At 74.8% G+C, this 25909-nt stretch carries 20 protein-coding genes and 1 tRNA gene; 9 read left to right on the top strand and 12 right to left on the bottom strand.

Going from position 1 to position 25909, the window contains the following annotated elements:
- Positions 1–39: 39 nt before the first annotated feature.
- Positions 40–819 carry a sensor domain-containing protein gene (locus tag ACIGZJ_RS26350; protein ID WP_396459534.1) on the top strand — a complete coding sequence of 260 codons (780 nt, stop codon included), beginning with the start codon at positions 40–42 and terminating at the stop codon, positions 817–819.
- Positions 820–893: 74 nt separating this feature from the next.
- Positions 894–1616, top strand: coding sequence for a hypothetical protein (locus ACIGZJ_RS26345; RefSeq protein ID WP_396459533.1), 723 nt, complete (start codon positions 894–896; stop codon positions 1614–1616).
- A 3-nt stretch (positions 1617–1619) separates the two neighbouring features.
- Here the strand turns inward: ACIGZJ_RS26345 and ACIGZJ_RS26340 are convergent, their stop codons facing one another.
- The 3 genes from ACIGZJ_RS26340 to ACIGZJ_RS26330 form a co-directional block, all read right to left on the bottom strand.
- On the bottom strand, positions 1620–2696 hold the full coding sequence (locus tag ACIGZJ_RS26340; protein WP_396459532.1) for a hypothetical protein: 1077 nt from the start codon (positions 2694–2696) through the stop codon (positions 1620–1622).
- A 185-nt stretch (positions 2697–2881) separates the two neighbouring features.
- A complete protein-coding gene (locus ACIGZJ_RS26335) occupies positions 2882–3352 on the bottom strand; it encodes an NUDIX domain-containing protein (protein ID WP_396459531.1) in 471 nt (156 codons plus the stop codon).
- Between the two features lie 3 nt (positions 3353–3355).
- Positions 3356–4099 carry an XRE family transcriptional regulator gene (locus ACIGZJ_RS26330; RefSeq protein WP_396459530.1) on the bottom strand — a complete coding sequence of 248 codons (744 nt, stop codon included), beginning with the start codon at positions 4097–4099 and terminating at the stop codon, positions 3356–3358.
- A gap of 332 nt (positions 4100–4431) precedes the next feature.
- Here ACIGZJ_RS26330 and ACIGZJ_RS26325 point away from each other — a divergent pair, with 332 nt between their 5' ends.
- Both ACIGZJ_RS26325 and ACIGZJ_RS26320 read left to right on the top strand, forming a co-directional pair.
- Positions 4432–4665 (top strand): DUF397 domain-containing protein, encoded by a 234-nt coding sequence (locus tag ACIGZJ_RS26325; protein ID WP_396459529.1) that lies wholly within the window; start codon positions 4432–4434, stop codon positions 4663–4665.
- A 78-nt stretch (positions 4666–4743) separates the two neighbouring features.
- Positions 4744–5184: a hypothetical protein gene (locus ACIGZJ_RS26320; protein WP_396459528.1), complete on the top strand. Its 441-nt coding sequence runs from the start codon at positions 4744–4746 to the stop codon at positions 5182–5184.
- Between the two features lie 337 nt (positions 5185–5521).
- On the opposite strand, the gene ACIGZJ_RS26315 is transcribed toward ACIGZJ_RS26320, so the two are convergent.
- The 7 genes from ACIGZJ_RS26315 to ACIGZJ_RS26285 form a co-directional block, all read right to left on the bottom strand.
- The gene (locus ACIGZJ_RS26315) at positions 5522–6286 is read right to left on the bottom strand and encodes a hypothetical protein (protein WP_396459527.1); all 765 of its coding nucleotides are present in this window, start codon (positions 6284–6286) and stop codon (positions 5522–5524) included.
- 191 nt (positions 6287–6477) lie between these two features.
- A tRNA-Met gene (locus ACIGZJ_RS26310) sits at positions 6478–6551 on the bottom strand.
- Between the two features lie 108 nt (positions 6552–6659).
- The gene (locus ACIGZJ_RS26305; RefSeq protein WP_396459526.1) at positions 6660–8012 is read right to left on the bottom strand and encodes a PrsW family intramembrane metalloprotease; all 1353 of its coding nucleotides are present in this window, start codon (positions 8010–8012) and stop codon (positions 6660–6662) included.
- 116 nt (positions 8013–8128) lie between these two features.
- Positions 8129–8959, bottom strand: a complete 831-nt coding sequence (trmB, locus tag ACIGZJ_RS26300) for a tRNA (guanosine(46)-N7)-methyltransferase TrmB (protein WP_392929719.1) — start codon at positions 8957–8959, stop codon at positions 8129–8131.
- A 41-nt stretch (positions 8960–9000) separates the two neighbouring features.
- Complete coding sequence (gene lhgO, locus ACIGZJ_RS26295) at positions 9001–10236, bottom strand: L-2-hydroxyglutarate oxidase (protein WP_396459525.1); 1236 nt, start codon at positions 10234–10236, stop codon at positions 9001–9003.
- Positions 10237–10356: 120 nt separating this feature from the next.
- Positions 10357–11967, bottom strand: coding sequence for a TROVE domain-containing protein (locus ACIGZJ_RS26290; protein WP_396459524.1), 1611 nt, complete (start codon positions 11965–11967; stop codon positions 10357–10359).
- A 546-nt stretch (positions 11968–12513) separates the two neighbouring features.
- On the bottom strand, positions 12514–13941 hold the full coding sequence (locus ACIGZJ_RS26285; protein WP_396459523.1) for an MFS transporter: 1428 nt from the start codon (positions 13939–13941) through the stop codon (positions 12514–12516).
- Between the two features lie 732 nt (positions 13942–14673).
- Between ACIGZJ_RS26285 and ACIGZJ_RS26280 the strand changes: the two genes are divergently transcribed.
- From ACIGZJ_RS26280 to ACIGZJ_RS26270, 3 genes are all read left to right on the top strand, one after another.
- The gene (locus tag ACIGZJ_RS26280; RefSeq protein ID WP_396459522.1) at positions 14674–16809 is read left to right on the top strand and encodes an asparagine synthase-related protein; all 2136 of its coding nucleotides are present in this window, start codon (positions 14674–14676) and stop codon (positions 16807–16809) included.
- Between the two features lie 119 nt (positions 16810–16928).
- Complete coding sequence (locus tag ACIGZJ_RS26275; RefSeq protein ID WP_392929710.1) at positions 16929–17450, top strand: universal stress protein; 522 nt, start codon at positions 16929–16931, stop codon at positions 17448–17450.
- Between the two features lie 149 nt (positions 17451–17599).
- A complete protein-coding gene (locus tag ACIGZJ_RS26270) occupies positions 17600–18304 on the top strand; it encodes a DsbA family oxidoreductase (RefSeq protein ID WP_392929708.1) in 705 nt (234 codons plus the stop codon).
- A 45-nt stretch (positions 18305–18349) separates the two neighbouring features.
- On the opposite strand, the gene ACIGZJ_RS26265 is transcribed toward ACIGZJ_RS26270, so the two are convergent.
- Both ACIGZJ_RS26265 and ACIGZJ_RS26260 read right to left on the bottom strand, forming a co-directional pair.
- Positions 18350–20683, bottom strand: coding sequence for a sigma-70 family RNA polymerase sigma factor (locus tag ACIGZJ_RS26265; protein ID WP_396459521.1), 2334 nt, complete (start codon positions 20681–20683; stop codon positions 18350–18352).
- Between the two features lie 344 nt (positions 20684–21027).
- A complete protein-coding gene (locus ACIGZJ_RS26260; RefSeq protein ID WP_396459520.1) occupies positions 21028–21930 on the bottom strand; it encodes a TetR/AcrR family transcriptional regulator in 903 nt (300 codons plus the stop codon).
- 602 nt (positions 21931–22532) lie between these two features.
- Between ACIGZJ_RS26260 and ACIGZJ_RS26255 the strand changes: the two genes are divergently transcribed.
- Together ACIGZJ_RS26255 and ACIGZJ_RS26250 are read left to right on the top strand one after the other, a co-directional pair.
- Positions 22533–23852 (top strand): NAD(P)/FAD-dependent oxidoreductase, encoded by a 1320-nt coding sequence (locus tag ACIGZJ_RS26255; RefSeq protein ID WP_396459519.1) that lies wholly within the window; start codon positions 22533–22535, stop codon positions 23850–23852.
- A gap of 181 nt (positions 23853–24033) precedes the next feature.
- On the top strand, positions 24034–25437 hold the full coding sequence (locus ACIGZJ_RS26250; RefSeq protein WP_396459637.1) for a PP2C family protein-serine/threonine phosphatase: 1404 nt from the start codon (positions 24034–24036) through the stop codon (positions 25435–25437).
- Positions 25438–25909: the final 472 nt, after the last annotated feature.

The raw sequence follows: 25909 nt of genomic DNA, 5'->3' as shown, positions 1-25909 counted from the left end.
GGAAAGCCGTCACGACAGACCCGAGGACCGAGGCCGGCCATGAGCAGCCACAGCACGCAGCGCAGCGAGTACGACCGCCACGACACCGACGCCTCCTCCGCCGACCGGTACGCCGCCGACTCGTACGCCGCCGACGGGGAGCGGGGCGCCGCCCGGGTCCGCCGCACCGAGGAGCCGCCGTACTTCTGGCGGGCCCCCTTCTCCTCCTACACCTACCGGGAGATCGGCTACACCCTCACCGGGCTGCCGGTCGCGGTCGCCGGCTTCTCCCTCGCCATCACGCTGTTCGCCCTCGGTCTCGGCACCTTCGTCACCGTCCTCGGCCTCCCGGTGCTGGCGGGCCTGACCACGGCCGCCCGCGGCTTCGGCCGGCTGGAGCGGTCGCGGGCGCGCGGCATGCTGGCGCTGGACGTGCCCGGCCCGAAGCCCGTCCGGGTCGTCCGGCCCGGCGCCTGGGGCGGCGTCACCGCGCGCATCGCGGACGCCGCCGGGTGGAAGGCGGCGCTGTACCAGGTGGTGATGTTCCCGTGGGCGGTCTTCAGCTTCGTGGTGTCGCTGGTGTTCCTGCTGCTCGGCTGGGTGCTGACGCTCTACCCGCTGTACCACTGGGTGTACCCGACCTTCGTCGGCTGGCCCGGCCTCCAGCTGTTCGACTACCGCGACAGCGCGGGCGTCGAGCACAAGTACTTCATCGAGGCGCCCGCGCAGATCGCCGGGGTCTCGCTGCTCGGCCTGCTGCTCGTCTTCCTCACCCCCGCACTGGTGCGCGGTCTGACCAACGTCAACCGCCTCGCCGTCCAGGGCCTGCTCGGCCGGTAGCCCTCACCTCCACCCGGGCCCGGGCCCCGCCCGCTGCGGATGCGGGCGGGGCCCGGCCGTGTTCGGATGGCGCAATGGCCGACATCACCGCTCGGGTGCTGGTCACCTCCCGACCGCTGGACGAGTACTGCGGGCTCTTCGGACTCACCCGCGCCCGGCTGGCGGCCCTGCCCGGGCCCCTGCTCGACTGCCCCGGCGGCGCCGCCGGACTCGCCGCCGAGGCCCGCGAACTGGGCTGCCGCGTCATCGCCGCCGACCCGGCGTACGCCTGGCCGGCCCCCGAGCTCGCCGCCCGCGCGCTGGCCGCCCGGGCCGCGATGGCCGCCGCGATGGACACCCGTCCCGAGCTGTACCCCGCGCCGCGCGACCGCCCGTACGAGCGCTACCTGCGGAGCTGGGACCGGGCCCGCCGGCTCTTCACCGCCGACTGGGCCGCCCACCCGCAGCAGTACGTGGCCGGCGAGCTGCCGCGGCTGCCGTTCGCCGACGGCACCTTCGCGCTCACCCTCAGCGGGTACCTGGTCTTCGCCTACCCCGAGCTGTTCGGGCCCGCCCAGCAGGTGGCCGCGCTGGCCGAACTCGTCCGGGTCACCGCCGCCGACGGCGAGGTGCGGGTGCACCCCCTGCACGACGGCGCCAGCCGCCGCTGCCCCCACCTGGACGCCGTCCGCCACGCCCTCGGCGAGCGCCGGATCGCCAGCGAGATCCACACCTTCCCGCGGCCGGAGGACGGCGGGACCCGCCGGGTCCTGGTCCTGCGCGCGGCCGACCACCGCCGCCGGGCCGCCAGGCCCTAGGCCCTAGGAGGGCTCGGGCGCCTGCTTCGGCTCCACCGGGTCGGCGACCGAACCGGGCTGCTGCGGGAGGAAGACGGTGGCCTCCAGCCGGGACAGTATCTTCTCCGCCAGCCAGCTGCGGTCCGAGCCGTACGGGATGCCGTCCGGCGCCACCAGCCGGGCGGCCACCGCGTCCCGCAGCCGCTGGGCCTCGGCGGCCGGCAGCCGGGACAGCAGGCCGCGGGCCGCCAGCAGCGCGTGGTACTGCTCGAACCCGGAGCGCGGGTGCTCGATCGCGTCCAGCACGCTCGCCAGGTCGGCCAGCGCCGGATCGCCCTGCATCAGCGCCAGCGCCTGGATCCGCCGCCCCTGAGAGCCGTCCTCGAACAGCTCCCGCACCTGGTCCGCCGTCAGCGCCGAGCGCCGCGCCGTCGACCGGACCTCGGCCACCACGCTCGCCGGCCCGGTGGCCGCACTCGGCGGCAGCTGCCGGGCCAGGTCGTCGGCACGGTCCGCGCTGCCGCCCAGCAGGCCCAGGTGCTGCATCGCCCGTACCCGCAGGTCGTCGGCGCCCACCTTGTCGCCCCGGCGGTCGCGGTCCTGCCCGGCGAGGAAGAGGTCCAGGGCCTGATCGGCGTCCGAGAGCACCTGCGGCAGCGCCAGCCGGGTCACCAGCCAGCCGGCCAGGAACCCGAGCACCAGGAAGTACAGGACCAGCGCCGCCGCGAAGGGCACCGCCCCGTCCCCGCCGCCCAGCGCCGGGGCCAGCGCGGAGCCGAGCTGGTGCAGCCGCTCGCCGAGCGAGCCGAGCTGGGTCAGCCCGACGCCCAGCAGCACCTTGGTCAGCCAGTCCGAGACCTGCTCCAGATTGGTGTTCGGCACGTACGAGCCCTGCGGCGGCTCTCCGCCGGCCGTACCGCGCACCCGCGGCACCCCGAAGAGGAAGCCCAGCGCGCCGCCCAGCACGGCCGAGGCCCCGGACACCACCAGCCCGCCGCCGAGCGCCTGCCAGGCGTGCGCGCGCCCCAGCGAGAACAGCAGCAGCCCGAGCACCCCCACCCCGAGCAGCGCACCCGCCGCAGCCCGCTGCGCCGTACGCACCGTCGCCGCCCCACCCCGCCGCGTCCCCGCCATCACATACCCCCTGTGCCGGCCCCGCTCCGCTCCGGAGCCGGAGCGCCAGCCGACTCTAGCGCCGCACCACGAGGACGGGAACGCGCGCACGACGGCGGCCGGAGCCCCCACAGGGCACACGGAACGGGAGCGACTCCCCCCGGGGGCATCCGCTAGCCGAGGTACGGCGCGGTCCTGCCATCCAGGAAGTGTCGGAGCCGAAGGCGCTGTGTGTGGTGCATCGGTAGATCACCGATGCCCTCGGGCGCGACGAACCGAAGGTCTGTGGACTCGTCGGAGATGCGCAGTTCACCGCCCGTGATACGGGCCGTGAAGCAGACGTTGAACTGTTGCCGAACCTCGCCGTCCGAGTAGGCGATGACGTGCCGGGGGTCGGTGTAAGTGCCGACCAGCCCCGTGATCTCGACATCGAACCCGGTCTCCTCGCGAACCTCTCGCACGGCGGTGCCCGGGAGGGACTCACCAAGATCCATCGTTCCGCCAGGCAGGGCGTACAACCCGTTGTCAGTGCGCCGCTGGAGCAGGACGCGCCCGGCCTCATCCGTAACGACGGCGGAAGCCGCGACCACCAGCCGGTTCGGCTCGGGCGCGTCGGGGTCGTCGTAGTACTCGGTCCGTGCCATGCCTCAGCTCTCCTCGCTTGGTCGTGCGGCGCTCCACACCGCATCGAAGCTCGAAGCGTAGGTGTCGAACATCGTGCCCGCACCTGTTCGGCGGAGATGCCAGACCGGAGTGCCGAAGGCGTTCACACCCCAGACGTGGGCATTCACGAGAAGCTGATCGTCGGCCCGGTACAGGCTGTTGTAGAGGGTGGTCCCATGCGTGCGGATCTCGACGCCGGGAGTGCCGATGAGCGGGCGGTAGTGCATCAGGGCGAGGCGGCACCGAGATTCGATGCCGTGCCCGAACCTCTCCTCTTCGCCGCGCTGCCTCACGTTCTCACTGTCGGCGTCCCCGAGGGCGATGCGGACTACGCAGCCCTCGGCGGCACGCTCGCGAAGGAGATCGTTAAGCCTGGGGTACGCCTCGTGCAGGAACACCGCAGCGTAGACCAACACGTCAATGCGCTCAGCAGCCTTACCGAGCAGATCAACGATGACGGACACCGGCAAGTCGGCCCGCTGCTCGTACAGCGCCACCAGCTCAGGGCTTATCGCCCGGGCGGCTCGGGGCTGCCGCAGGCTCGGCCACAGCGCGAACATGTCTTCACCCAAGGCCTCGGCCGCCAGGCGCGCTGTCCGTAGCCGGGGTGTCCTGCCCTGGTTGGCCCACCGCTCAACCGACTTGGTGTCCACGCCGGCCTTCTCGGCGAGGGCGGCGCACGTCCAACCACCCGACACCATGACGCCTTTCAGTCTTTCGTTCGGCATCTTGCCCGTCTCCCCACAAACACCGGTCCCTGCTAGGGACGTTCTATCGCGCAGGGGACGTTCTGAAGTGTCCTTTGCGCGGGGTTTCACCGTCCTGGGCGGTTGTCAGATCTTGGTGGCGGGTCGGTGGGAGGAACGAGGCCCAGAGCCGGTGGACCTCGTTTGAGTGGATCAAAGCCCACCCTGGCCTGCCGAGGAGCCCGTCGTACCCGGCCTGTCCGCTGACGAGCCCAACTGAACTCCTGCATGCGCTCCTTGGATGCCGGGTCGGTGCGGGTGCATCACCGTGCGGGGACGGCTTCCCCGTTGGACCGAAACAGGAAGGCGTCACAGTGAGCGACCTGTACAAGATCGAAATCCCGTCGGGGCTGACCGCCTACAAGGCGTGCGGCGGCAACCAGCAGTCGGAGCACGAGACGTGCCCGACGCTGAAGGAGGTGCCCGGCGTGGCGGGTGGCCTCTGGGTCATGGGCGACAGCAAGCGTCCCGGCGTGGAGCTGAGGTTCACCACGGCCGAGCTGGAGAACGCGGGCATCGACCCGGCCAAGTTCGACACGGCCGTCTGACGCACACGACAGACAGGCGGCCCCTCGCTCTCATCGGAACTGAGAGCGGGGGCCCGCCCCTGATCAGGGTAGGCGCGCATGAGTCACTGGGTAAGGCCCGGACTGCACTGGCACGGGTACACGTGGGCGGGGAGCAAGCGCCCAGACGACGCCGAGCGGCGGCCGCCCGAGATGCAGAACGGCGTACGGCCCGTTTGGTCCAGCCCGGTGCCCCCGCTGGAGGTCATGCACTGGCTTGCCAAGTCGGCAGCACAGATCAAGGTCACGACCGACGACCCGGCCGAAGTGCTGGACTGGCTCGGCAAGCAGCTCGCCGACTCCCCGGTGCTGGAGACGGACCTCGGACCGGCGGTCCGGCTGGACCACGCCCGGACGTTCCTGGGCGCCTTCCCGAATGACGTGATCTGGACGTACTGGACGCCCGGCCAGCAGCTCCGATCCGTGGCCGCGGTGTCCTGCCCCCGGACCTTCGGCGCCACCAGCGAGACGCCCCCGCCCTGTCCCTTGCGAGGGCGCTGACCCTGGGAACGACACAGGGCACACGGAACGCAGACGGCCCGTGTGCTGCTTCCTCGCGCCGGGGCCCTGTGCGGGGCCGGGGCGCCGAGGCACCGGGGATGTTCCGGTGAGCACACGGGCCGGGTGACTGCTATGGATTTCGCCTGCCGGAGGCCTAGGGCCCTAGGACCTCGCCCTACTACGCAGGCAGGGGCGGCTCTAGCGAGCAGCCACCTCACACATCCTGATGGAACTCAACTCAGGATCACCTCCTTTCAGTGTGCGGCCACTGTAGGCACCGCACCCGAAGGAGGGCAACGGATTATTCGCGGTTGCCGATCCGGCCGGTCCGGACGGCTCAGGCGGTCTGGAGCTGCTGCTTGAACTTCGCGAAGTCGATCACGTTGTCGGCGGCCGGGACCTTGATGACGACCGGCTTGTCGTAGTCGGTGAAGTCGAGCTGGCCGCCGTCCTTGCCGGAGGCCTTCTCGATCCGCACCGGGTAGAACCTGCCCTCGGTGGCGACGTGGATGGTCGACTGCTCGCCCTCGTCGTTGGTGACCTTGAGGCTGAAGGTCTTGGCGCCGTTGACGGTGCCCGCCGAGCCCTTCTCCGCCTTGCTCTTGGTGCCGTCGTCCTCGGTGATCTTCTTGCCGAGCTCGGCGAGGTTGCAGATCGTGGTCAGGCTCTTCATCTGGGGGTCGTTCTCGAAGCCGGTCAGGTAGCGCCCCTTGAACAGCTCGGCGGCCTGCTCGCCCTTCGGGCCGCCGAAGGTCTTCCAGAACTCCTTGTCCGGCTTCAGGTAGGTGGCCTTGCCGTCGCTGATGATCTCGAACGAGCCCGTGCCGGGCATGCCCATCGAGCCGGTGCACTGGCCCTTGGTGTCGAGCGACAGGTCGATCGTGGTCTTGCCGTCCTCGCCGGCCATGGTGCCGGCGATCTTGACGGCGCTCGCACCGGCCAGCGCGTCCTTGGCCTGCTTCTCGATCTCCTGGGCGCTCAGCTTTTCGGTGTCGAGCTTCGGCCCGGCGGCGGCCGAGTCCTTGTCACCTCCGCAGGCGGCCGTGCCCGCTGCCAGCAGCAGACAGATCGCGGCGGTACTGGCAAGGCGCTTCGAGAGCATGGGGAGCTTCCTAACTCGGTGCGGCTGAACACACCCGTCCGGGTGACTTTCTCCCGAGTATGGTTTACGCGCGATTTACCGGATCTTGAAACTCGCCCCTGTTACAGCTTCGTGCCACGACCGTGCCCTGGCCGCGTTCGGGCACGCAAAAGGCCCGGAGGACGAATCCTCCGGGCCTTTCGGCTACAAAGTAGCGGGGACAGGATTTGAACCTGCGACCTCTGGGTTATGAGCCCAGCGAGCTACCGAGCTGCTCCACCCCGCGTCGGTAAACACAACAGTACGGGGAAGTCGCCCGGATGGGAAATCGGTTCTTCACCGACCCCGCGCCGGGCTCCCCGCCGGGAACGGTTCGGTGGCGAACGGTCCGGGTTCAGGGCCGCGCGCGGCGTGTCGCGCGCCGGGCGGTCCGGGTCCTGGCCCAGGCGGCGAAGCAGACCAGGGCGGCGAAGCAGGGCACCATCAGGACCGCGTAGACCAGCAGGAAGCCGTGGGTGCCGAGGTCCGCGGCGGCGTTCCAGGTGCCGTGCAGGGCCATCGCCAGCAGCAGCCCGCCCGGTGCGGCCAGCCGGGCCAGCCAGCGGCGGCCGGTGGTGAGGGTGACGGCCAGGCCCAGCCCGGTCAGCGCGGTGAACAGCGGATGGGCGAAGGGCGAGAGCAGCCCGCGCAGGACGAAGGTCTGCACGGTGCTGTCGAAGTCCCGCAGGCTGGGCGACTCGCCGAGACCGATGCTGTCCAACCGCTGCTGCTGGTCGTCGGTGAAGGCGCGGCCCAGGTAGAGGGCGTTCTCGGTGAAGGCGAAGCCGCACGCGGTGATCCCGCCGAGGACGACCCCGGCGGCCAGGGTGCGCGGCCGGGAGCGGGCGCGCGGGTGGGCGTGGGTCGGCGGGTAGGGGCGCAGGTACGGCAGCGGGCGCAGGTACGGGCGCAGCCCCAGCCCGTGGCGGGCGTGCAGGGCGGCGAGCCGGCGGGCGTACGCCCGGGGGTGCGGGCGGTGGGTGCCGGGCAACCGGCGCAGGACGGCCGCGCAGGGGCGGTCGGTGCGGTGGCCGTGACATCGGAGCCGTTGGCCGAGCGGCAGCAGCAGGACCAGCAGGGCGGCGCCCTTGGCGCTCTCCTCGATCACCGGGGTGACGATGTCGGCGCCCAGCATCTCGCCGAGGCTGCCCTGGTGGGCGGTCAGATAGGTACTGGTCCAGCCGTTGGCCAGGATCGCCGCGGTGGTCGCGGCGAAGGCGCCCCAGCCGAGGCAGAACACGGTGTGCCGCAGCGGCACCCGGGCGGTCTGGTTGAGCCAGGCCAGGCCGCCGAGCACGAAGGGCAGCGGGACCATCGCCAGGCCGAGGCCCACCAGCAGCCCGGTGGTGCCGGTCTGGCGGCGCACCAGGTGGAGGATCAGCACCCCGCAGCCCGCCAGCGTCAGCACGGCCGTGGCGGTGACCGAGGAGAGCGCCACCGAGCGCGGTGGGCGCGCCAGCCGCAGCAGCCACGGCAGTACGGGTGCCCGGGTCGAACGGGCCGAACGGGTCGAACGGGCCGAACCGGCCGAACCGAGCGGAACGGCCGAAGGGAGGCCCGGCGCCGCGACGGCGGGCCAGGGCACGAGCCGGTGCGCCCGGCGCCTCCGGGGCCCCGGAATCGGCCGGGTGCCGGCGGTGCGCGTGGGCATCTCCTGGGCGTCGGCGGCCACGGCGGCGCGGTACCCGCCGCCGGACGGGCTGCTCACCCGGCACAGGGTAGGCCACGACACGGGCCCGTCGGGAGGTATCGGGACGATCCGTCCCACCCGCCCCGGGCCCGCCGCTCACCGCACGGCCGCCGGATCGAACGCCCGGAGCGGGCTCAGCGGCGACGGAACAGCAGGTCGTGGACCACGTGCCCCTTGGCGATACCGGCCCGCTCGAACTTGGTGACCGGCCGCCACTCGGGCCGGGGCGCGTACCCGGGGATGCTGCCGTCCGGGTGGTCCGCCGGCTCCAGCCAGCCGGTGCCGTCACCCTCCGGGTGCAGGTTCTCCAGCTCGGGGGAGGCGGAGAGCACCTCCAGCATCTGCTCGGCGTACGGCTCCCAGTCGGTGGCGCAGTGCACCAGGGCGCCGGGGGCGAGCCGGGGCAGCACCAGCTCCAGGAAGGACGGCTGGACCAGTCGGCGCTTGTGGTGCTTGGGCTTGGGCCACGGGTCGGCGAAGTACACCCGCAGACCGGCCAGCGAGGCGTCGGAGAGCATGTCGCGCAGCAGGATCACGGCGTCGCCGGCGGCCGGCCGGACGTTGCGGGAGCCGTCGCGCTCCAGCATGCCGAGCAGGTTGCCGTGGCCGGGGGTGTGGACGTCGGCGGCCAGGATGCCCATGGCCGGGTCGGCGGCGGCCATCGCGGCGGTGGTCTCGCCCATCCCGAAGCCGATCTCCAGGGTCACCGGGAGGCCCTCGAAGAGCTCGCCCAGGTCGAGCGGGCTGCCGTCGATCGCTATGCCGTACCGCTCCCAGCCCCGGTCCAGCGCGCCGGCCTGGGCGTTGGTCATCCGGCCCCGGCGCGGTTGGAAGCTGCGGATGCGCCGCTCGCTGTGCTGGGCCTCGGTGGCCCGGTGCGGGTACATCGGCGCGGGGTACCCGGCCGGTGCGGCGGAGAGCCGGGCGGAGGGCGAGGGCTGGGGGATCGGGGCAGTGGCAGTCACAATCAACCGAGTCTACGGGGCCGCGTTCCCCACCCCGCCGCTCAGCCGCCCGCCTCCAGCGCGGCCAGTGCGCGCCGGGCCACCTCGCGCCCGATCGGCAGCGAGGCGGTCGCCGCCGGGGAGGGGGCGTTCAGCACGTGGACCAGGCGGCGGGTGGAGCGCGGCGCGTCCGGGTCGAATCCGGCGAAGGCGAAGTCGTCCAGCAGCGTGCCGTCCCGGGCGACCGCCTGGGCCCGTACCCCGGCGGTGGCCGGGACGAGGTCCGCGGCCGTGACGGCCGGCAGCAGCCGCTGCACGGCGGTGGTGAAGGCCCGCTTGGACAGCGAGCGGTGCAGCTCGCCGATCTCGTACCGCCAGTGCCGGCGGGCGATCCGCCAGGTGCCGGGGAAGGCGATCGTCCCGGCCAGCTCGCGCGGGCGCACGGTGCGCCAGTCGTAGCCCTCGCGGGCGAGGGCCGGCACCGCGTTGGGGCCGACGTGCACATCGCCGTGGATGCCCCGGGTGAGGTGGACGCCGAGGAAGGGGAAGGCCGGGTCGGGCACCGGGTAGACCAGTCCGCGCACCAGCTCCCGGCGGTCCTTGGCGAGCTCGTAGTACTCGCCGCGGAACGGCACGATCCGGACGCCGGGGTCGTCGCCGGCCAGCCGGGCGATCCGGTCGCTGTGCAGACCCGCGCAGTTCACCAGCACCTGGCAGCGCAGCTCGCCGGCCGAGGTCTGCACCGTCACCCCGTCCGCCCGGCGGGCCACCGCCCGCAGCTCGGTACCGGGCCGCAGCTCCGCGCCGGCCTCCCGGGCGAGCCGGGCGTAGGCGGTGGCGACGGCGGGGAAGTCGCAGATGCCGGTGGTGCCGATGTGCAGCCCGGCGATACCGGTGACCTCCGGCTCGTGCTCGGCGACGCCCCTGCGGTCCAGCTCGGTGACCGGGATGCCGTTCTCCCGGCCGCGTTCGGCCAGCGCCCGCAGCCGGGGCAGCTCGGCGCGGTCGGTGGCCACGATCAGCTTGCCGGTCACCTCGTACGGGAGGTCGTGGGTGCGGCAGAAGCCGACCATCTCGGCGGCGCCCGCGCGGGCGTACTCGGCCTTGAGCGAGCCCGGCCGGTAGTAGACGCCGCTGTGGATGACTCCGCTGTTGCGGCCGGTCTGGTGGGCGGCGAAGCCGGGCTCCTTCTCCAGTACCGCCAGCCGCAGCCCCGGCCGGGCCCTGGTCAGCGCGTACGCCGTGGAGAGCCCGACGATCCCGCCGCCCACCACCAGCACGTCGAAGTCGTACGCCACCGCTCGCTCCCCAGGTCCGCCCGGCACCGCCACGCCGCCGATGCTGCCACGGCGGGCGGTGCCGGTCGAGGGGGCCTGCGCCCGGCGCGGCCGGGCGCCGGGGAGCCGCCCCCCGGTCCGTCAGGACCGACCGGAGGGCGCCGGGTCGCCGTCCGGCCGCTCCCAGATCCAGCGCGCGTCCCGGCCGCTCTCCAGCAGGGGGATCAGCCGGAACGCGGCGTCGGTCAGACCGCCGAAGGTGTGCCGGCCGGCCGAGCCGCTCGGGGCGTGACCGGGCGCGTAGCCGGCCAGGTTCCAGGTGTAGACGGGGACGGCGGCGGGCACGGCGTCGAGCGCGCCGCCGCCCCGGCCGACCGGGCCGGTCTGCTCGTCGGTGATGACGACCACCCGGTCGTGGTTCCGGTAGTGGGCCCGCACGGCCGCGCCGGTGGCGGTGCCGCCGAGGTCGCCGAAGCGGCCCAGCACGCGCAGCACGGCCTCGCCCCGGGCCACCTCGACGACCCGGCTGGTGGTGCCGAACTCGACCAGGTCCGCCTGGGCGGCCCGGACCTTCAGCGCGGTGCCGAAGACGGCCGCCGAGTCGGCCCGGTTGAGCTTGGTCCGCTCGCTCGGGCGGTCGAACATCGAGCCCGAGCGGTCCACCAGGATCAGCGTCCGGCCGGGCAGCGCGGGCACGTTGGCGAGCGAGTGGCCGAGCGCCGTCTCCAACGCCTGCGCCCAGCGCAGCGACGGCACGTGCCGGTACGCGGCGAGGTAGCGGAAGGGGAACTGGCGGGCGCGGTGCACCTCGTCCTTGTCGCAGATCCGCCGGGCGACCTCGGCCGCGACCTCGTCCGAGACCCCGGCCTGGTCGAAGTTGCGCAGGTTGCGCAGCAGCGCCATCGAGCCCATCGACGGGATGACCGCCTCCCAGACGGCCGCGTCCAGCGGGCCCTGCAGCCAACCGGCCAGCGCCTCCCAGGTCAGGCCGGCGGCGGCCAGCCGCTCGGCGCCGTCCTCGGCCGTCACCGCCGCCCGGCGCTCGGCCACCGGCAGCGCGAGCAGCTCGCGGTTGGCGGTCAGCAGCCGGTCGCCGGCGGGCGGGACGGCCTCGTCGGGCCGGTGCCGGCGGTCCAGCGCGTAGCCGAACAGCGCGCCCTGCCAAGGCTTGGCCGGATCGGGCGCGGGGTGGGTCAGCTCCAGGACGTCGCCGAAGCGGTAGTCCCTGCTGGCGGTGTCGTACTTGAGCAGGGACCGCGCGTTGTAGAGCCGGCGCACGGCGTCCGCGACGCCGCGCTTGAGCGGCTTCGGCAGCGCGCGGCCGTAGCGGGACGTCCAGTAGGCGAGCAGTTCGCCGGGCTCGTCGGCGCGCTGCAGCACGGCGTCGACGACCTGTCGGGAGTAGCCGGGCGCCCCCGCGTCCAGCCGGGCCCGGGTGAACTCGGCGGCACCGACCAGCGGGGCCGTCCGCAGCTGCGCGCCGTGGCGCAGCCAGCGCAGCAGCCCGAGGGTCCACTCCGGGTCGGCGACGGCGAGTTCGCGCACCAGGGCGGTGAAGCGGTCGTCGCGGTCGCCGCCCTTCTCGTAGAAGGTGTCCTGCCCGACGAGGTTGGCGACGGCCAGGAGGAAGAGCTCGGACTTCGCGTCCCGGAGGTGGCCGGTGCCGCCGTTGTGGTTGACCGTGCGCTGCCCGGTGGTGGTCACGGGCGAGCTCGGACCAGGCTTGGCCGTGCGGATGTTGAAACGCGACATGGTGGAGCCCCCCTGCTGGCTGGTGGAACGGGAGGGAGGCATGGCGAAACAGGGGTGCCCGAGATCGGGCCGGCCCGGCGGCCGGCATCGGCGGAGGTGATATGCCTTGTGCTCTATCCGGATTGAGCTAACGGCCGCGCACGGCACGCCCGGGATTTGAACCCGGAACCGCAAGATCCGAAGTAACCCCCGCCTTCGCACCGGGCACCCCGGCGCTCTGCCTCCCGAGATCGACGCGGCGGCGGTGTCGGTATTCGCTTCCACGCGCCCCGCTGGGGGCACTCCACGGAGTAACCGCTGCCATCGCACCGGAAGGTGCGGAATTCTATTCAGGTATTGGTGTCCAGAGATCGAGGACGGCTGAGGTGACGTGTGCTGCTCTACCAACTGAGCTACACCGGCCCGAAGCCGGTGACGGGACTCGAACCCGCGACCCGCCCATTAACAGTGGAAGTAACCTCTGCCTGCGCACCTGGACGAGAACGACCATATCGGGGCCGTTCCGGTGCCCGCATTCGAATTACCGCGGGGCGGCGCCGGCCCGGCTCACGCCGGGGCGACCAGCACGGTGCGCGCCCGTTCCGCCAACTCGCGTACCCGGCGCTCGCCCTGGAACGGTTCGAGGCGCCGGAGCATCTCCACCACGTACTCGCGGCTGCGCTGCGAGGAGATCCGCCCGGCCACCTCGACGGCGCGCTCGCCGGCCGCGACCGCCGCGTCCAGGTTGCCGGCCTCGGCCTCGGCCATCGCGGAGACCACCAGCCGCAGTCCGTGCGAGCGGACGAACCCCTCGGTCGGGCGGGCCAGCGCCTCCCGGGTGAACTGGCGGACCTTGGAGGGCACTCCGAGGTCCCGGAAGCATTCGGCGGCGTCGGCGGCGAGGCGGTCGTAGGCGTAGAAGTCGATCCACGCGGGGTCGGGGTCACCGGCGCGGGCGCGTTCGAGCGCGCTCTCCGCCGCGCCGAGCGCCGTCGCGCACGCCGCCGCGTTGCGGGCCTTGGCCTGGGCCCGGGCCTCCACCAGGTGGAAGAAGCTCATGGTGCGGGCGGTGGCCAGCCCCCGGTTGCGCTCCAGGGCGGCCTGCGCGAGGTCCACCGCCTCCTCGGCGAAGCCCCGGTAGCCGGCCTGCAGGCTCATCGAGGCCAGCACATAGCCGCCGAGCGGCACGTCGGCGGCGGCCCGGGCGAGCCGCAGGGCCTGGATGTAGTAGCGCTGGGCGGCCTCGTGCTGGCCGGTGTCGAAGGCCATCCACCCGGCCAGCCTGGTCAGTTCGGCCGTCGCGCCGAACAGCGCCCGGCCGACCGCGTCGCTGTACGAGGCCAGCAGCAGCGGCGCCGCCTCCACCCGCAGACACTCCGGCACCATCGAGGAACGCCAGTCCCCGCCACCGTACTTGGAGTCCCAGCGGCGGGCCTCCTGGGCGGCCTCGCGGAGCTTGGCGGCGTCCGAGTGCCCGACCCGGTAGGGGCCGGACTCGGCGGGCACCCGGGGGGCCTCGCGGGCCACCGAGCCGTCCGCCGGGGTGATCAGCCAGCGGGACACGGGAGTTGCGTAGGCCGCCACCGAGAAGGTCCCGGCCAGGCTGTCGCTCCAGCGGCCGCCGCCGGGCCCGCGCCGCAGGTCGAGGTCGACCCGCCAGAGGTCGGTGGCCGAGCGGACCGCCTCGGAGACCTCCCGGGGGAAGGCCAGGCCGAGTTCGGGCGCCGGGTCGGTGTCGCCGAGGCCGATCTCCTCCAGCGGGACGGGCCGGCCGAGCTTGCCGCCGATCGCGGTGGCGATCAGGTGCGGCACCGGGCCCTGCGGGACCATGCCCTTGCTGACCCAGCGGGCCACCGAGGTCTTGTCGTAGCGGAGCGTCAACCCGCGCTGGGAGCCGAGGTCGTTGACCCGGCGGGCCAGACCGGCGTTGCTGATCTGGGCCAGGGTCAGGAGCGTGCCGAGCCGTTCGTTCGGTCCTCGTGGGCTGACGGTCATGGTGGCGGCGGCACCTCCTGCGGCCTTGTGCGCGGGGCCCGGGCGGCACCGGGCCGTAGCTGCTGTACCTAGAGTAGTCGGACGCGTTCCGACGGTTAAGAGGCCGCATTCCGGATGGCGGGATACCGCACCCGGCGCCGCCCCGGGGATGGCCCGGCGGGGTTGGTCCGGACCGCCTCGGGAACGGCCGGGACCGACCGCTCGGGCCGCCCGCCGGAGTGCTGTGCTCCGGTCCCGTGTCGATGTGCGCCCGGCCGTGCCCCCTGGCCCGACCGGCCGGTCGGCGATTCGCTGGTGGTCGTGGGTCGGCCCGCCGTCGAGGACCCGGCGGGCCGGGGGATGCCGCCGCCTCAATCCCCGCGGGCGGCGGCGAGGTCCGGGAGGGCATGCGGATGCCCTCCCGGGCTGGGCGACGCCTTTCGGCCATCTTGCGATGGCCATGACAGTGCCGTCGCGCAGGCGGTCCGGGCCGGGGAGGGGGAGGCCCGGCCCGCCCGGCCGGAGGCCGCCGCCGGGGCTCGGGTGACCAGTGGGACACGCCGAGCGGACCAGGCCGCGGCGGAATCGGAAACGACAACTCCGGTCACCGGAGCGGCAACCGGTGGCACGATGTCTCCTGACGGCGCGCCGGATCGCGGTGGGCGGCCGCCTGGGCGCGCCACGGGCAGGGGACGAGGAGTGACCGGCGGCGGACGCGCCGCGCGGTACAGGTCCTCGTCCGGTGGAGGCGCGATGCGGTGGCTGACGGGCTGGAGCACGGGCGCGCCCCGGGCGGGCGCTCCGGCGCACGAGGCGCTGGGCGCGGTGGTACCGATCGCCGCGCGCCCCCTGTGGACCGGACCCAACCCGCTCTGGGCCGTCGGCGACTGGCGGCCCGAGGAGATCCGCCTGGTCACCCTCCGCCCCGGCGCCCCCGCCGCCGTCACCGCCGGCCCGCCCGGCCCCGACCCCGCCGCGGACACCCCCGCCACCACCAGGCTCGCCGTCCTCGGCCACTGCGGCGCCACCGACGCCGAACTCGCCGCCGGCCTCGCCGCGGCCCGCGGCGGCGCCGTCCGCCACCTCACCGCCTGGCCCGGCAGCTACACCGTCGTGCTGCGCACCGGCACCCGCTCCACCGTGCTGCTCACCGACCTGGCCGGCGCCCAGCCGGTCTTCCACACCCCCTGGTGCGGCGGCACCGCGTACGCCACCGCGGCCCTCCCGCTCGCCGACCTGATCGGCGCGCCCCTCGACACCGGCCACCTCGCCGCCCGCCTCGCCTGCCCCGAGTCACCGGAGGCGCTCGGCACCGGCACCCCGTACCTCGGCGTCCGGCGGGTGCCGCCCGGGCACGCGCTGGCCGTCCGCGGCGGCCGCCCCTACCTGGCGTCCTACGACGAGCCCGGCGGCGGTGCGCCGCCGCGCGGCGAGGCCCCCGCCGTCCGCGAGCTCACCCGCGCCCTGCTGGAGTCCGTCCGCTCCCGGGTGCGCACCACCGGACCGGGCCGGACCGGCTCCGAGCGGGCCCGACTGGGCGTGGACCTCTCCTACGGCACCGCCTCCGCCACCGTCGCCCTGCTCGCCGCCGCCGTCCCGCTCGCACCCCCGGCGCCGGGTGCCGGCGACCGGCTGCCGGTCCCGGCCGGGCCCCCTCCCGGCGCCCGCAGCGGCGCCGTCAAGGGCTCCTGGGCCCGCCCGGCCGCCGCGGAGCAGCCCGGTCCCGAGCAGCTGGCCGCCGTCACCCTCGGCGAGAGCGACGGGCCCGCCACCCCGGCGCTCGCCCCCGACACGCCCCGGCTGCGGCACACCGTGCTGGCACCGGGCCCCGACACCCTCCCGTACGCGGGCCTGCGCGCCGACCCGCAGGCCGGCCGGCTCACCGACGAACCCGGACCGGAGCTGGTCACCACCGCCCGCGCCGAGGCCCGCTTCGACGCCGGCGGCACCGACCACCTCACCGGCTACGGCGCCCGCCAGGTCCTCGACGGGCACCCGGCCCGGCTCGCCGACCTGATCCGGGTCGGCCGCCCGCGCGAGCTGCTCCCCCCGGTCGCCGCCCTGGCCGGCGCCGACCGGGCGGCGGTCGGCGTGCTGGCGGGGGCGCTGCGCACCCCGCTCACCGTGCTGCGCGCCGCCCACCGGCTCTCCCGGGTCCGGTACGCCGACGCGCTCGACGACGCCGCCGTGCGGCTCACGGTCCGGCAGACCCCGGGCGGCGGCACGGTGGGCGCCCGGTCGGCCGGTGACCTGGCCTGGTGCGTGCCGGGGCCGGCCGCCCGCTGGCTCTCCGACGAGGCGCTGTCGGCGGTCGCCCTGCGGCTCCGGCTGGCGGCGCGCGGACCGGCGCCCACCGAGCACCCCGGCGCGCAGCGGGCCCGGCACGCCCTCCACCGCCATGCACGCGGGTTCCGCACCCTGGTGCACGCCGCCGAGCAGCCCGGCCAGCGGCTGCACGCGCCGTTCCTGGACAACCAGGTGGTCCGCGCGGCCCGGCTGCTGCCCGACGAGGTCCGGCTGCAGCCCGGCGCCCGCCACGCGCTGCTGCACGCCGTCCTCACCGGGGCCGGCCGCACCGATCTGCCGCCCGACTGGGGCCGCGCCCCGCGCCCCGACCGCGCCGCGTCCGAGCGGACCGGCCTGCGGCTGGCCGCCGACGGGATCGCCGAGCTGTTCGACGCCCCGCTGCTGGCCGAGGCGGGCCTGATCGACCTCCCCGCCGTGCGCGCCACGCTGGCCCGGGCCGCCGAGCTGCCCCCGGACGCGCTGGCCGGCCTCGCCGAGCTGGTCTCCACCGAGCTGTGGCTCCGCCGGGTCCGCGCCCGCCGGCACGGCGCGTGCTGGACCGGCCTGCCGACCGCGGAGCGCCCCGCCCTGGGCCGGGTCTGACCGGTCGCGGCGCGCGCCGGGCGGGCCGCGCCGCCGCCTCCGGCGCGGCTCGCCGCCGCTCGCCCGCACGGCGGCGATCATGGCGGGGCGCCCTGTCCCGTTCCCCCGTGGAGGCCCCGGTGAGCAGCGCCAACCCGGAACCGTCCGTCCCCGTCGTCCTGTCGGTGCGCGGCCGCCCGCCGTCCGGTCGGCCGCCCGGGGTGCTGGCCGCCTGCGACGGTTCGGACGGCGCGCTCTGGGCGCTGGACCGGGCGATGACGGAGGCCGAGCTGTTCGGACTGCCGCTGTACGTGCTCGCGGTGGTCAACCCGGCCCCGGCCGGCTACCCGCCGGGGATGGCCGAACTGGTGCACGAGAGCGTCGAGACGCTGGTCGAGAGCATGGCGGACGGCCTGCGCCGCTCGGTGGCCGCCGTGCAGGACGCCCGCGGCCGCCCGTACGAGGGGGAGCTGTCGCTGCACGTGGTGCTGGGCAACGTGATCGAGGTGCTGCTCGCCGCCTCGACCCGGCAGCACACCCTGGTGATCGGCACCCGGGGCAACGGCGGCTTCAGCCGACTGCTGCTCGGCTCGGTCAGCGCGGCGGCCGTGCACCACGCGGCCTGTCCGGTGCTGGTCGTCCCCGCCCCGCCCGACCGCTGACCGCCCCGCCCGACCGCTGACCGCCGCGCCCGACCGCTCGACCGCCGTGCCTGACCGCCGCGTCGCACCGGGGTGCCGGGAATGTCCGGAGATGGTTCACCGTTCACCTATCTCGAACGCCGTCCTCCCCACCCCTGGAGAAGCCCGTCATGAAGGTCGAGATCTACTCCGACATCGCCTGCCCCTGGTGCTACATCGGCAAGCGCCGCTTCGAGGAGGCGCTGGACGGTTTCGCGGGCAGGGAGGACGTCGAGGTGGTCTACCGGCCGTACCAGCTGGTGCCGGACGCGCCGGAGACGGCCAGCCCGCACCGCGCGTGGCTGGCCGAGCGCTACGGCCCGCAGTCGGTCGCGATGGACGCCCGGGTGGCCGAGCTCGGCCTCGCCGAGGGCATCACGTACGACTTCGACGCCGCGCTGCACGCCAACACCTTCCTCGGCCACCGGCTGCTGCACCTCGCCGAGAGCGAGTACGGCGCGGCCGTCCAGGGGGCGCTCAAGGAGGCGCTGCTCAAGGCGCACTTCACCGACGGTGTGGACGTCGGCGACCGCGCGGCGCTGACCGAGGTGGCCGTGGCCGCCGGGCTGGACCGCGACCGGGTGAGCGCCTACCTGGCGGGCGACGAGGGCGCCGCCGAGGTCCGCGCCCAGCTGGCCGAGGCCCGCGAACTGGGCATCAGCGCCGTGCCGACCTTCGTCTTCGAGGGCAAGTGGGCCGTCCAGGGCGGTCAGGAGGCCGAGACCTTCCGCAAGGTGCTGGAGCAGGTCGCCACCGAGATAGGCGAGCGCCGACCGGTGCCGGTGCCCGTCGCCCCGGCCGGCGAGGCCTGCGCGGACGGCTCCTGCGCGATCTGACCCGACCCGACCCGGTAGGACCCGGTACGACCTCCGAGGCCCGTTTCAGGCACACCTGAAGCGGGCCTCGGCCCAGTCCGCCACGTTCAGCGCCGACCAGATCCCGTGCACCGGGGTGACCGTCAGCCGGATCGACTGCTGACCGGCCAGCGGCACGTGCACGGGCACCGCCGGGTCGCCCGCACCGAGCGCCGGCGAGGTCCACAGCGTGCGGCCGTCGCCGCCCTGGACGGAGAAGCGCACATCGCCGGGGGAGCCCGTCAGATCGTCGACCCCCGCCACCGCGTCGAAGGACGTGCAGGCGCGGTTGAGGTCGATCAGCGTGGTGGCGGGTGCGTGCACGGTGATGCCGTGCAGGTGGCGGCGGCCGTCGATGGAGACGGCGTCGCGCTGCCAGAACCAGTCGCTGCCCTTCTGTCGGATGCTCGGCCCCGGCGGCGGCACCCGGTTGTTGCCGGGCTTCACCACGGGCAGGTCGTCGGCCCAGAAGTCGGTCGGCGCGGGCGGGGTGGGCGGCGCGACGGTCGGTGCGGGCGGCGAGGGCGGCGCGGTCGGCGTCGGCACCACCGGCACCTCGGGCGTGGGTACCACCGGAACGTCCGGGGTCGGCACCACCGGGACCACCGGAACGGCCGACACCTCGGGTACCGGCGGCCTGGGAGGCTTCGGCGGCGTCGGCGAGGGCGAGGTCCGCACCGGGGCGGGTGCGGGCGGCGGCGGGACGGCGGGCGCGGGCGCGGCCTTGGGCGCCGGGCCCGGCACCACCGACGGGAACGGCGAGGGGGCCGGCGGCGGCGGGGCGGGCTCGGCCGAGGGCGTCGCAGCGGGGCTGCTCGGCGCCGGGGCCGGCGCGGGCGGGACCGGCGCCGGGGCGGCCGGCGGCGGGGGCGCGGCGGGGGATGAGGCCGGGGGAGCGGCCAGCGGGGGCTTCGGCTCGGGGGCGCCGGTCAGCGCGTACGCGGCGACGGCGGCCGCGGCCACCGCGATCGCGGCGGCGATCCCGGCCTTGGCGGCCGTACCCAGACCCTCGCCCACCGCGGCGCCGGCTCCGGCACCGCCTCCACCCGAGGCCCCGGCGGCACCTGCGGAGGCCGCACCGGCCGCACCGGCGGAGGCGCCCGTCGTGCCACCCGAGACCGCGGCCGCGGTACCCGCCGCAGCACCACCGACCGCCGCCGCACCGCCCACGGCGGCCGCGGCGGCGCTGAAGCCGCCCACACCGACCCAGACCAGCACACCGCCGGGCAGCAGCGCCCGCAGCCCGTGGTTGATCTCGGACAGCTCCAGATAGGCGGCCGTGCAGCGGTCGCACTCCTTGAGGTGCCGGCCCACCTCCGTCGAGGCCCGCTTGCGCAGCGAGCCGCGCGCGTACGCGCCGAGCCGGTTGGCGTACGCCTCGCAGCCCTGGCTCTGGCTGCCCGCGACGTGCGCCTGCAGGAAGGCCGCGGCCAGCCGGTCGCGGGCCCGGTGGGCCTGGACGGCGGTGGCGTTGGCGGTCTTGCCCAGCATCACCGCGACGGTCTTCGGGGACTCCCGCTCGACCTCGGTGTGCCAGAGCACCACCCGGTCGTCCTCGGGCAGTTCGGCGTAGGCCTGCATCACCATGCGCTGGTCGGCCATCGCCATCGCCCAGGCGTCCGCGCCCGGGTCGGCCAGGTCGAGGTCGACGGTGGCGGCCGAGCCCTGCGCGAAGGCGCTGAAGTCGTCGACCAGTTGCTCGCGCCGCTCGCTGCGGGTCCAGGCCGCGGCGACGTTCCGCACGGCGGTCAGCAGGTACGCGCGGACGGCGAACTCGGGGCCCTTGCCCGCCTTCAGCGCCTGCAGCGTACGGGCGAACACCTCGCCGGCCAGGTCCTCGGCGGTGAAGCTGTCCCGGCAGCAGGTCCGCGCGTAGCGGCGCACCGAGTCGGCGTGCCGGCGGTAGATCTCCTCGTACGCGGTGTCGTCGCCGGCCCGCACCAGGGCGGTCAACTCGGCGTCGGAGGGCGGGCGCTCGCCGTCCACCGGATCGGCGGGGGCGGGCACGGTCGGCCGGGCCGGGAGGCCGCCGCCGACGAAGGCCTCCGGGGTGACGCCGCCGCGGCCGGCCGGGGCCTGGCCGGGCACCCGGTTGGGCGGGAGCGCGGCGGCGGAGGCCGAGAGCGACTCTCGGCTGGGCATCCCCGCCTGGTCCGGCACCTGGCCGACGCCGGGAGCCGGCGGCTGCCCAGGACCCGCGCCGGGCGCCTGGCCGGAGCGCCGCCCGGGCACCCCGGAGCCCGTGGCCGAATCGCCGGTCCCGTCCTCGGACCGGCCCTTGCCCACGCCTTCGGACCCGCCCGAGCCGGACCGGCCGAAGTCAAGGCCGTAGCCGTAGTCGTTCTGTTCCTCGGCGCTCACAACGGACCCCAGATTCCACGACAGCCCCCGCAGTGTGGCAGGGCGCGCAGGAGTGCGTGGGCGCACCGGTCCCCGCTGCACGGCGCCGAGGGCGCGCGAACGGCGCGCATCGGGACATTGGCTCCAACCACGGGCAAAGGATGGCATAGCGCAGAGTTGGGCGGTAGCCGGACCGGCCGCGACCCACTCTTCCGAGGGGCCGTCGCGGATGTGTTCGGCCCGTGCCGCCCGCTCTCCGCACCACCCGCCGCACCGCGCCCGGACCCGGCCGCCCGGACCAGGGCCGAGCCCAACTCCACGACCGGCAGCGGACGATGACCGCTGTCGGCGGTCGGCGGTCGGGCTCAGCGCGCCCGCAGGCCGTCCAGCAGGATCTGCAGCAGCCGGTCGGCCGGACTCGCGGACGGTTGACCGTCCGTCTGCTGACCACCTGTCGTCGCCCCCGCGCCCGCCGACCCGGATCCGGGCACCGGCGCCGGGTGCGCCGCGTGCACCGGCACCGAGGCGGTGAGCACCAGCACCACGTCGGCCACCGTCACCCCCGGCCGCAGCTCGCCGGCCGCACCCGCCCGCGCCACCAGCGCGGCGAGCAGCTGCAGCAGCAACCGCGGATCCGCGTCCCCGGCGGCCGCCGGATCGGGCACCGGGTACGGCTCCGGACCGCGCAGCTCGTAGCGGACGCCACCGAGCACGGCGCCCGTCCCGGCCAGATCGGGCGCACGATGCTCGGGCACCCGGCCCAGCTCCTCCGCGTACCGGAACGCCTCCGGCGGCAGCAGCCGCCCGGCGCCCGTGCCCACCGCCCGCGCCAGGTACCCGGCCAGCGCGTCCCAGGCACCGCCGCCGCCGTACAGCGACTCCCGGGCCTGCGCCGTCAGCCAGGCGACCTCCTCGGCGGCGATCCGCTGGACCAGCACCTCCTTGCTCGGGAAGCGCCGGTACACCGTGCCCACGCCCACCCCGGCCCGGCGCGCGACCTCCTCCATCGGCGCGCCGTAGCCGAACTCGCCGAACACCTCGCGCGCCGCGCGCAGCACGCTCTCCAGGTTCCGCCGGGCGTCCACCCGCAGCCGGGATCCCGGCGCGGGCGCACCGGCACCCGGTGACAGCCCCTCGCGGTACGGGACCGCGGCGTACGCGGCGGCGTGCTGCGCGGGCAGGTCGGCGGGGCCGCGCTGCTCCGGCACAACTCCGTGGCCGGCGTGCGGCGTGGCCGCCCGCCCCAACAGTCGATCCTGCTCCATCATCCCAACTCTCCCCCGCAGGCATCCGATCCCGGACCCTGTCGTCGCCCGCCCCTGCACCCCCCGGTGCAGCTTCACCTGTCGGAGATGAGCCCGATGACCCATCGCTCGTGCTGCTCGCATCGCCCACATCGGGCCTGATCCACGGCCCACGGCTCTGCGACCGCGACCTGTCGGCGCCACCGGACCGGTCCTACGACCGGCTCGGCGTCGGCACAGTTCGGGGCCCCGTCCGGGAACTACCCTTCCCCGGATCACGGTCCCGCAGTCGGGTTCTCACGCCAACGCTAGAACAGGCCGTAGTGGCCGCTCCACGGTGCGTCGCCGCCGATTGTCATGGCGACGGCTGCCCCGGCACACAATCCGACCATAGTTCACGGAAGTTCGGGGCCGAAAGTGCGTCAGAAACTCACCCAGGCAGCACATCTGGCCACACGGGTCAACTTCTGCCCCATCGGACCCGGTACGGACTGTGGACAAGAGGCCCCCCGACGGTCCTTCATTGAGGGCGTGGCGGGGCTCCACCCTGCCCAAGGTCCAGGGAAGGCCACATCGGCAGGGGGTGCGCCATCAGAATCCTGATCATCGGCGGCGGCTGCGCCGGGATGTCCACCGCGCTGCGCCTCCAGCGCGCGCTGCGCGAGCGGCTCCGGCGGGGCGAGGCGGAGATCACCGTGGTCGAACCGCAGTCCTATCTGACCTACCACCCGCTGCTCGCCGAGGTCGCGGCCGGTTCGATCGACCCCCGGCACGTGGTGGTCCCGCTGCGCCGCGCCCTGCCGGACTGCCGGGTGCTCACCGCCCGGATCACCCGCGTCGAGCACGCCACCCGCCGGGCCTGGGCCGACGCCGCACCCCACGGCGAGCCGTCCGCGCCCGTCGAACTCGACTACGACGTCCTGGTGGTGGCACCCGGCTCGGTGTCCCGGACGCTGCCCGTCCCCGGCCTGGCCGAACACGGCCTCGGCTTCTCCACCGTCGGCGAGGCCGTGGGCCTGCGCAACCACGTCCTGGAGCAGCTCGACCTCGCCTCCGCCACCCGCGACCCGGCGCTCCGGCAGGCCGCGCTCACCTTCGTCTTCGTCGGCGCCGGCTACGCGGGCGTCGGGGCGCTGGCCGAGCTGGAGGACATGGTCCGGCACGCCGTCCGCGGCTACCACAACATCAGCCCCGAGGACCTGCGATGGGTGCTGGTCGAGGCCACCGACCGGATCCTGGCCGAGGAGTCGCCCGAGCTGGCCGCGCACACCCTGGCCCAGCTGCGCGAACGCAGCGTCGACATCCGGCTGCGCACCACCCTGGAGTCCGCCGTCGGCCGGGTCATGGCGCTCTCGGACGGCAGCCGCTTCGCCGCGCGCACCCTGGTCTGGACGGCCGGGGTGCGCCCCTCCCCGCTGCTGCGCGACACCGACCTCCCGCTGGACACCTCCGGCCGGGTGCGCTGTCTGCCCACCCTGCAGGCCGTCGGACCGGACGGCCGGGCGCTGCCCGGGGTCTGGGCGGCCGGGGACTGCGCCGCCGTACCCGACCCGCACGCGGACGACGCGCCCTGCGCACCCAACGCCCAGCACGCGTTCGCCCAGGCCGAGCAGCTCGCCGACAACGTGCTGGCCTCTTTGGACGGCGGCCCGCGCGCCGAGGGGATCGCCGCGTACCGGCCCGACCAGGCCGCCTGCTCGACCTCCCTCGGCCTCGGCCGGGCCGTCGCGCACACCCGGCGCGGGGGCCGGCTCACCGGCCGGCGGGCCTGGTGGCTGCACCGGGCCCGGCACCTGCGCCGGCTGCCGAGCGCCGACCGGCGGGTGCGGGTGCTGATGGACTGGGTCCTGGGCGGACTGTTCTCCCGGGAGGTGGTCTCGCTCGGCACCCTGGAGCACCCGCGCTCCGAGTTCGAGGCGGGGTTCGCGGACGACCGGCCGACCTGAGAGCGGCCCCCGACGCCTCGCGGCGACTGACATGACGGCCGCGCCCCGCGCGCGCGACTTCCGGAATCGGGCCTCCGCCTGACAGGATCTGCCCAACCGAGTCATTACCCCGTGTGGCAGTGCGCACACAAAAAGTGATGATATGCCTGGAACCCGAGGAAGCGGCCGTCGTTTGAACCTCATGCGCTGGAGCGCCCGGCTCACCGGAGTCCCCTGGCGTGCCGCCCCGCAGAACGGGCCCGGCACCGACCAGGGCACGGCATCCGGCGACGGCGTCGTGGTCCCCAATCCCCGCGACCCCACCACCGCGCCCAGCGAGGCCGTCGTGCTGCCGGGCCCCCGCGACCTGCGGGAGATCCTCAACCGCATCCCGGCACCGGTCGCCGTCACCTACGGACCGCTCCACCAGCTCGGCTACGCCAACCGCGCCTACCGCGAGCTCTTCGGCGACCGGCCGACGGGCCTGCCCGCCGGGGACGCCCTCCCCGAGCTCGACACCATGGGCGTGCTGCCCCTGATGGACCAGGTCGTCCGCGGCGGCCGCCCGCGCAGCGTCAAGGCCCGCTGCATCCTCGGCCTCACCGGAAACCGCTACTACAACGTCTCCTGCGTCCCGCTCACCCGCGACGACACCTTCCCCGACCAGGGCGAGTCCCGCGGCGGAAGCGAGGGACAGGGCGGACCTCCCGCCGGAGTCCTCATCTTCGCCGCCGAGGTCACCGACCAGGTCCTGGCCGCCACCCGGCTGCGCGAGGCCGAGCGCCGCCAGCGCGAGGCCGCCGTCACCCTCCAGCGCAGCCTCCTCCCGCAGAAGCTCGACCAGCCCGCCGACCTCAGGGTCGCCGCCACCTACCAGCCCGGCGGCGCCGAGGCGGCCGTCGGCGGTGACTGGTACGACGTCATCGCCATCGACGGCGGCCGAACCGCACTCGTCATCGGCGACGTCATGGGCCGGGGCCTGCGCGCCGCCGCCGTCATGGGCCAGCTGCGCACCGCCGTCCGCGCCTACGCCCGCCTCGACCTGCCGCCGCACGAGGTGATGCGCCTGCTCGACGGACTCGCCATGGAGATCGACGCCAACCAGATCGCCACCTGCACCTATGCCGTCTGGGACCCGCAGCGCCGCACCCTTACCTATGCGTCCGCCGGCCACCTCCCGATGCTGCTGCGCTGCCCCGACGGCACCGTCCTGCGCAGTGAGGAGCAGAACGGCCCCCCGTTGGGCACCGGCGGCGGTGTGCACGTCTCGCACACCCTGCGCCTGCTGCCCGGCACCGCCGGCGTCCTCTACACCGACGGCCTGGTGGAACGGCGGGACGAGGACATCGACCAGGGCCTCGACCTGCTCGCCCGGACGCTCGCCGGCCCGGTCGGCGACCCCGAGGTGGTCTGCTCCCGTCTGCTCCGCGCCATGGGCGTCAGCTCGGACCACGACGACGACGTCGCCGTCCTCGCCTTCCAGCTGCCGGCCGCGGACCCCGAGGCCGACCCGGACCCGGGGCGCGGCGCCGATGTCGTCGGGGTCGCCTGCGGATCAGCCGAGGTCTCCGGGCCTGCGCTTGACTCGGCCTCGCGAGAGGTCTAGTGTTCTTCGAGCTGCCTGGCTGGGAGCACCGGACACGCATCGGCGCGGACGGTCCCGGGGTAGCCAATCCACTGAAACACCACTTCCTGGTTCAGGCCGGGTACGCGTTGCTTTTTGCCACCGCGGCTCGGGGTGAATTCGGCGTGCCCGTTTCTGTGGATTGCGGTCGGATTCGCTTTTCGGAGCGGGGCTCGGCTAAAGTGGGAAACGTCGGACGGGCCGTCAGGTCGGGTCCGATGAAAGCCTCCTGAGACCGGGAGGCGCGGAAAGACACTGCAGAGCGATCTGGTAGAGTCGGAAGCGCCGAAAGGCCGAAGGACAGCGAGTCAGGGAAGCGAAACTCCGGTAAACGGAGCGGAAAACATCTGATAAGCTGGAAACACGAAAGAACGAAGCGCCCGGAGGGCCCGCTGGAAGGCGGTCCGAAGGAAGTGTCCGTTCCTTGAGAACTCAACAGCGTGCCAAAAGTCAA

Origin of the sequence: Kitasatospora sp. NPDC052868 (assembly GCF_044547105.1) — a bacterium.
Lineage (GTDB): Bacteria > Actinomycetota > Actinomycetes > Streptomycetales > Streptomycetaceae > Kitasatospora.
The sequence above is the reverse complement of the archived record's forward strand: the minus strand, read 5'-3'. Positions and strand labels throughout refer to the sequence as shown.

What these genes read in the sequence shown, in the direction of transcription:
- ACIGZJ_RS26330 (WP_396459530.1), bottom strand. Translation starts at nt 4,099, where the DNA reads ATGCCGAACGAAAGACTGAAAGGCGTCATGGTGTCGGGTGGTTGGACG.
- ACIGZJ_RS26255 (WP_396459519.1), top strand. Translation starts at nt 22,533, where the DNA reads ATGTCCACCGCGCTGCGCCTCCAGCGCGCGCTGCGCGAGCGGCTCCGG.
- ACIGZJ_RS26250 (WP_396459637.1), top strand. Translation starts at nt 24,034, where the DNA reads ATGCGCTGGAGCGCCCGGCTCACCGGAGTCCCCTGGCGTGCCGCCCCG.
- ACIGZJ_RS26335 (WP_396459531.1), bottom strand. Translation starts at nt 3,352, where the DNA reads ATGGCACGGACCGAGTACTACGACGACCCCGACGCGCCCGAGCCGAAC.
- ACIGZJ_RS26290 (WP_396459524.1), bottom strand. Translation starts at nt 11,967, where the DNA reads ATGTCGCGTTTCAACATCCGCACGGCCAAGCCTGGTCCGAGCTCGCCC.
- ACIGZJ_RS26315 (WP_396459527.1), bottom strand. Translation starts at nt 6,286, where the DNA reads ATGCTCTCGAAGCGCCTTGCCAGTACCGCCGCGATCTGTCTGCTGCTG.
- ACIGZJ_RS26285 (WP_396459523.1), bottom strand. Translation starts at nt 13,941, where the DNA reads ATGACCGTCAGCCCACGAGGACCGAACGAACGGCTCGGCACGCTCCTG.
- ACIGZJ_RS26270 (WP_392929708.1), top strand. Translation starts at nt 17,600, where the DNA reads ATGAAGGTCGAGATCTACTCCGACATCGCCTGCCCCTGGTGCTACATC.
- ACIGZJ_RS26345 (WP_396459533.1), top strand. Translation starts at nt 894, where the DNA reads ATGGCCGACATCACCGCTCGGGTGCTGGTCACCTCCCGACCGCTGGAC.
- ACIGZJ_RS26260 (WP_396459520.1), bottom strand. Translation starts at nt 21,930, where the DNA reads ATGATGGAGCAGGATCGACTGTTGGGGCGGGCGGCCACGCCGCACGCC.
- ACIGZJ_RS26320 (WP_396459528.1), top strand. Translation starts at nt 4,744, where the DNA reads ATGAGTCACTGGGTAAGGCCCGGACTGCACTGGCACGGGTACACGTGG.
- ACIGZJ_RS26280 (WP_396459522.1), top strand. Translation starts at nt 14,674, where the DNA reads ATGCGGTGGCTGACGGGCTGGAGCACGGGCGCGCCCCGGGCGGGCGCT.
- ACIGZJ_RS26350 (WP_396459534.1), top strand. Translation starts at nt 40, where the DNA reads ATGAGCAGCCACAGCACGCAGCGCAGCGAGTACGACCGCCACGACACC.